The 6,074-nt window shown below is 59.9% G+C and carries 6 protein-coding genes; 4 read left to right on the forward strand and 2 right to left on the reverse strand.

Features of this window, described 5'->3' with window-relative positions:
• Nucleotides 1–749: 749 nt before the first annotated feature.
• The 3 genes from E0486_RS18285 to E0486_RS18295 all read left to right on the forward strand — a co-directional run bounded on the left by E0486_RS18285 (nucleotide 750) and on the right by E0486_RS18295 (nucleotide 4,161).
• Nucleotides 750–2,375: a sensor histidine kinase gene (locus E0486_RS18285; protein ID WP_131854470.1), complete on the forward strand. Its 1,626-nt coding sequence runs from the start codon at nucleotides 750–752 to the stop codon at nucleotides 2,373–2,375.
• Nucleotides 2,376–2,453: 78 nt separating this feature from the next.
• Nucleotides 2,454–3,407, forward strand: coding sequence for a CvpA family protein (locus tag E0486_RS18290; protein ID WP_131854472.1), 954 nt, complete (start codon nucleotides 2,454–2,456; stop codon nucleotides 3,405–3,407).
• A gap of 28 nt (nucleotides 3,408–3,435) precedes the next feature.
• Complete coding sequence (locus tag E0486_RS18295; RefSeq protein ID WP_131854474.1) at nucleotides 3,436–4,161, forward strand: hypothetical protein; 726 nt, start codon at nucleotides 3,436–3,438, stop codon at nucleotides 4,159–4,161.
• A gap of 66 nt (nucleotides 4,162–4,227) precedes the next feature.
• Here the strand turns inward: E0486_RS18295 and E0486_RS18300 are convergent, their stop codons facing one another.
• Nucleotides 4,228–4,410, reverse strand: coding sequence for a hypothetical protein (locus E0486_RS18300; RefSeq protein WP_131854476.1), 183 nt, complete (start codon nucleotides 4,408–4,410; stop codon nucleotides 4,228–4,230).
• A gap of 141 nt (nucleotides 4,411–4,551) precedes the next feature.
• Nucleotides 4,552–5,058 carry a hypothetical protein gene (locus tag E0486_RS18305; protein WP_131854478.1) on the reverse strand — a complete coding sequence of 169 codons (507 nt, stop codon included), beginning with the start codon at nucleotides 5,056–5,058 and terminating at the stop codon, nucleotides 4,552–4,554.
• Nucleotides 5,059–5,182: 124 nt separating this feature from the next.
• Here E0486_RS18305 and E0486_RS18310 point away from each other — a divergent pair, with 124 nt between their 5' ends.
• Nucleotides 5,183–6,019, forward strand: coding sequence for a dienelactone hydrolase family protein (locus E0486_RS18310; RefSeq protein ID WP_243697478.1), 837 nt, complete (start codon nucleotides 5,183–5,185; stop codon nucleotides 6,017–6,019).
• The last annotated feature ends 55 nt before the right edge of the window (nucleotides 6,020–6,074 follow it).

The raw sequence follows: 6,074 nt of genomic DNA on the forward strand, positions 1-6,074 counted from the left end.
TCGGACCCCGGAACCGATATGGCGCCCCTTCGGGGCGCATCGTTACCGTACCGCCGTTTACCGGCAGGCTGCGCCTGCCGGCTACCGATATGGCGCCCTTTACGGGCGCGGTCTTGCCTACCAAAATGTGTCCACATGATAGGGTTCACCCGGGGCTACCAACATGCTGCCTCTTCGAGGCAGTACTTACCATCAGGTAATCAACCACTTAATTTTAGACAGCCTCAAAGGGTTATTGAGGATTATTTGATCGCGAAACAGGAAAGAAATCCTTTCAACGCGGAGAAGGCAAAGCAATAAGCGGCTGTCGCAAATGACGAACAGCAACAACGGGGCATAGAAACATCGTTTTCTCAAAAACAGTATCCCTGCGTCCTTAGCCAGCTTTGTGCTCAGGTTCTTTTCTTGTTTTCCAGCCGTGTAAACAGACGCAGCATGGGTCGATCTTCTTTTACAGGCTTTTCAAAGTTGAAAAGGTATTCAGAAATTCCGCCGACGGCTGTTCCTTTTTGTGAAGGCATGGCCGGATTCTGCGGACACCATTTCGAACCTGGGAAGAGTTCCGCGGAAACCGCGGGCACCTTTTCAAAGTTGTGAAGGGGCCAGCGGAATCCGCAAGCCCCATCACAAATTGCAGATCAATGGGTTATGAATAGCCCCGAAACGGGACCACTGCCGCTTGCCGATGCGGTTCCTGCGAAATAAGCAAGCTGGAACGAGTTTTTTACCGTACCGGCAAAGCGCTCCTTTTGCCCAACGACCATTCCTCCTCCCGCAAGCCCGGCGTTCCGCGGATCTACGAAGCGTACCCGGACATGTACCGCTTCGAGCAACTCCCTGCGCTTGCCCGCCTCATTCTCGACGGGCATACGGAAGATTTCGCCCGTGCGCAATACGAACTGTCGCGGCAGTTCGAGCTGCCCCTGCTGCAGCACCTGAGCCGCTATAGCTTCGAGGAGCTGATGGAGATCACCCGGAGCACCCAGGCGGAGTTCCTGAAATGCCTTGCCGACAATGCCGGCCTTTCGATGATCCGCGTGGCCACCGAACGCTGGCTCAGCAACCAGCTGCAGGTGCTCCACTATTACGACGTACTGGTGGAAGACATCACGGTGCTCAACCACATCCGCGCCGAAGCCCTCCGGCGCTTCATCCCGCAGTATACTACCGACCTCAGCACCGCCTTGCAGCTGACGAGCGAGATCGACCGGCTGCTGATGGGTTTTACGACCTCGTCGATGGTCAATTTTATCGACCTGCTGCGCCAGCGGATCGCGAGCCAGGAGACGCAGCTTCTCGAAGCCGAATCCATTGCGCACCTCGGGTCGTTCGACTGGGATATTACCAGCAACCAGACGCGGAGCTCGCCCGAGATGCGCCGGATCATCGGCAGCAACGAACCGGTCGGCCTGGAACTTTTTCTCGACCTCGTGCACCCAGAGGACAGCCCCGCCCTGCAGGCCGCCATCGCCGAGTCCTTTGCCGGCGGCCAGCTGCAGTGCGAATTCCGCCTGCAGTCGGGCGCGCAGGTGAAGACCGTCTGGGCGCGGGGCGTGGTGCATTTTGACGAAGGCGGGCAGCCGCTGCGTATGCTCGGTGTCATCCAGGACGTATCGGACCGCAAGCGGATGGAAGAAACGCTGCTGCTCAAAACACTGGAGCTCGAACGCTCCAACGAAGAACTCCAGCAGTTCGCTTCCGTGGCTTCGCACGACCTGAAAGAGCCCTTGCGCAAGATCGCGCTCTATTCGGGCCTTATTGAGAACGAAGAATCAGCGGCGCTAACGCCCGCGGGCCTGAAGAACCTGGGGCGGATCAGGGATGCCGCCCGGCGGATGCGCCTGCTTATCGAGGACATCCTTGCATTTTCCTCGCTCAGCAAGGAAGGGGAGGCGCGGCCCGTTTCGCTGGAGCGCTTATTGGGCGAGGTAGTGGATGTGCTCGAATCGCGCATCCGGGAAACGGGCGCCACGCTGCACTACGGCGGCCTGCCGGAGGCGGTGGTGATCCCCTTCCAGTTTCGCCAGCTTTTTCAAAACCTGCTCAGCAACTCGCTCAAGTTCATCCGGCCGGGCACCAACCCTGTCATTCACGTGCGGCACAGCTATGTCAACGCGCCTGAAACCGCCGAGCGCCTGGCGCCGGCAAGCCGCTACCTGCAGCTCGAATTCAGCGACAACGGCATCGGCTTTCCCGAGCATTATGCCGAAAAGATTTTCGGACTGTTCAGCCGCCTCCACAGCCGCAACCAGTTTGAAGGCACCGGCCTGGGCCTCGCCATCTGCCGGAAGGTGGTCGAAAACCACGGCGGCCGCATCGAAGCCGTATCGACACCCGGCGGGGGCGCGACCTTCCGGATCACCATACCGCAGTAAAATGGAAGCCCCCCTCCAGACTTCCCATTTTGGACCTGGCTGCTTAATTGTGGCATCATGTTTTAACGGAATGGTAGTATGAACCTCGTGGATATCCTCCTCCTGCTCGTTTTGGTCGCATCGGTATGGGCCGGCTTTCAGCGTGGCTTCCTGGCCGGCGTGCTGGAGCTGCTGGCCTGGGCGCTGAGCCTTTCCATTGCCTGGGCCGCCTACCCCTACGTGGCCGGCTGGCTGAAGGGGGTGATTCCGTCGGTGGGTGTGTGGGCGCAGCCCCTGTCGTTCGTGGCGTTGCTGCTCGTTGTGCGGGGCGTCTCTTCCTTCGGCATCCGCAGGGCCCTGGCGCGCTGGAGCGACTTCGACCGGCAGCCGGTCAACCGGGCCCTGGGCATGTTGCCGGGGCTGGTGAACGGCGCGGTGTACGCCATCCTCATCGCGGGCCTGCTGCTGACGGTGCCGATTTCCGATAAACTTTCCGCGGCATCGCAGAACAGCCGCATCGCGGGGATGCTCGCAGGCGAGGCCGAGTGGGCCAACCGGCGCCTGGCGCCCATTTTCGACGAAGCGATCCGCAACAGCATGACGACGGTGGGCACGGAGGTACGTCCCAACGAAACCGTGGCGCTCCACTTCAAAGTGGCAAGCCCCAAACCCCGCCCGGACCTCGAAAGCAGGATGCTGGAGCTGGTGAACGAAGAGCGCGCGCAGCAGGGACTTCCCGCGCTGAAGCCCGATCCCGAAATGACCGCCGTAGCCCGTGCCCATGCCCGTGATATGTTTGCCCGCGGCTACTTTTCCCACTACACTCCCGAACGCAAAGATCCCTTCGACCGGATGCAGGCCTCCGGCGTGCGCTTCCTCACGGCAGGGGAGAACCTGGCGCTCGGGCAGACCTTGCAGATCTGTCACCGCGGGCTGATGAACTCGCCGGGCCACCGCGCCAACATCCTCCACGCCTCCTTCGGGCGCCTGGGAATCGGCGTGCTCGACGGCGGCCTCTACGGGCTGATGATCGCGCAGGAGTTTCGGAACTGACAAACCGAAAAGAGCGTTATTTTTGGGCATGCGCACCTACCAACCATTGCTCGCAGGCCTCATTCTCGTCGTTGGCCTTGCTTCCTGCCAGAAAGAAGTGGATACTGTACTGCCCGCCACCACAACCACCGGCAACGGGGGAAATAACGGGGGCAACAATGGCGGCAATAACGGCGGCAATGGTGGTTCTACCGGTGGCACCGTGACCGACTCGAGCTACATGCCCCTCGTTACCGGCAACTGGTGGAAGATGAAGGATTCGACGACCGGTAACGTGCAGACCTACACCGTCACCGCCAATACGCTTCCCTATAATGGCCGCACCTTCAGCGCGGTTTATGTACAACCCACGTCCAACGGCATCGACACGGGTTATTATGGCCACGACGCCGTCGACTACCGCTTCCTCGCGCTGGTGAGCGCCCCGAGCGTGCGCCTGGAATTCCTCTACCTCCGCGACACAACGGCCGGCACTACCTGGACGGCCAACGCCGGCAGCGCCAACGGCTTTGCCGCCACCGTCGATGGCCGGGTGGTTGCGACCAACCAGACCAAAACGATACAGGGCGTTACCTACTACAAAGTCATTCACTCCTACATCGAGCTGTCGTACGCCCTCATTGGCACGGCCGCCCGTTACGATTACTATTCGGCCAAAGGCGTTGGCATCATCGCGGTGTACAGCGAAGCCGGCATGCCCGGTGCGCCGCAGACGCGCGTGGTGCAGGAACTCACGACGTATCATGTCAACTAAAGATCCAAACGCATAAAAAAAGCCCCTCGCCAAAGACGAGGGGCTTTTTCAATCAGTTTTATCGGGTCAGGAGCGTTGGTTTTCACGAACACGGTGGCAAAGGGTTTCAACCGCGAAGCTGAAGGCCAGGGCGAACGCGATGGTTTCCCAAAGCGACTCCTTTACAAAGAAGGCCACGAACATCATGATGAGGCAAAAGAGGCAGACCACAACGGTCAGGGCGTTCTTCTCAGAGAAATACTTTTTCATGCTGTTGGATTTTACACGAGGACGTTTAACGAGGCACAAACCTACGAATACAGCGACAATGCGCGAAACAGCTTCGATAGAAGGGGGAAATTTGTCGGCGGGTGCGTGAGCACTTACCGATCACCCTGACCACCCGCTTGCTCATTGCGCCGGCGGCGGTGGCAGCAGGCCCTTTGCTTCGGCAACGAGGCAGGTGAGGGATTTCTGAAGGATGTCTTTTTGCTCTTCGGTCAGTGTGATCACAAGGGCGTCCTTACCAGAACCGAAGGTGAACAGGCGCACCTTGTTGTCGAGCATTTTGCGCAGGCCGGCCACCGGCTCCTGCCCGTTGCGGAAGAGTATGTGAAAAAAGCCCTCGCAGTTCATCGTGCCCCCATTGCGGTAGGTAGACCGCAGCTTCGTGCCGTCGAAATTGGCCACCACGGTAGAGTCTTCAGTGAAGCAGGCGCCGGGGGCCGACAGCACGAAAAAGAAGTCGATCTCCTTGCTGGTGGCTTCCACGCTGAGCTTGTGGCCGCCCACCAGCATCTGGCCGGTGGTGATGCGCACCTCCTTGGTATACGGGTCGCGGCTGCGGCGGAGCATCGCACAATCCTGGGCATCGGAAAACAGGGGGGCCAGCAAAAGGAACAGGAGGTATTTTTTCATAAACCGGGGGTTCGGGTAAAGATACGGTCAACCGAAAGATGCGCTTCGGCGTTGTAACGTTGTACGGCGTCCCGAAATTATCTTAGCGCCGAAAGCATTTCATCTGAAAACCAAAATCGCCCTTATGCAATTTCCGCGTATTGCTTTTTCGCTGCTGAGCCTCCTGGTGCTGGCAGCCTGCTCCAACAACGAACCTACCGCCACCGCCGACGGGAAAAGCGCCGCCAGACCCGCGGCCATTAAAGAGGAAGCGGTGAACCTTCGCGCCGAAGGCCTCACCCTCAACAGCTTCCTGTATTACGATTCGGCTTCGTCCGCCCGCCGGCCCGCCATCGTGGTGGTGCCCGAGTGGTGGGGACTGACCGATTACGCCAAAATGCGCGCCCGCCAGCTTGCCGACCTCGGGTATATGGCCATCGCTCTCGACATGTACGGCGACGGCAAAGTAGCGGCCAACCCGCAGGAAGCCCAGGCGCTTGCCATGCCCTTTTATACGAACCCGGCACTTTTCGCCGGCCGCATCGACGCGGCGCTCACGTACCTGCGCAGCCGCACCGAAGCCGACAGCAGCCGTCTCGGCGCTATGGGCTATTGCTTCGGAGGGTCGGCCGTGCTCCATGCCGCACGCCTCGGGCTCCCGCTGAAGGGCGTGGTTTCCTTCCATGGCGATTTCCCCGACACGGCCTGGGCCAAAGGTGCCTACAACGGCCAGGTGCTGATCTGCCACGGTGCCGCTGACTCCTTTGTGCCGATGGACAAGTTCGAGCTGTTCAAACGCCGCCTCGACAGCGCCGGCGTGCCCCATACCGACAAGGTCTACGCCGATGCGACGCATGCTTTCACCAACCCGGCGGCTACCGAGACCGGCCAGAAATTCAAGATGCCGATCCGTTACAACGGTGCCGCCGATACGGCCTCCTGGAACGACATGAAGGCGTTCTGGTCGTCGGTGCTCAAATAAGTGTAAAACACATAGGGCGGCTTGCCGCGCCGGCGCGCAGGGCGGAATTTTTGAA

The sequence above is a fragment of the Flaviaesturariibacter aridisoli genome, from assembly GCF_004343705.1.
In the GTDB taxonomy this organism is placed as follows: Bacteria; Bacteroidota; Bacteroidia; order Chitinophagales; family Chitinophagaceae; genus Flavisolibacter; species Flavisolibacter aridisoli.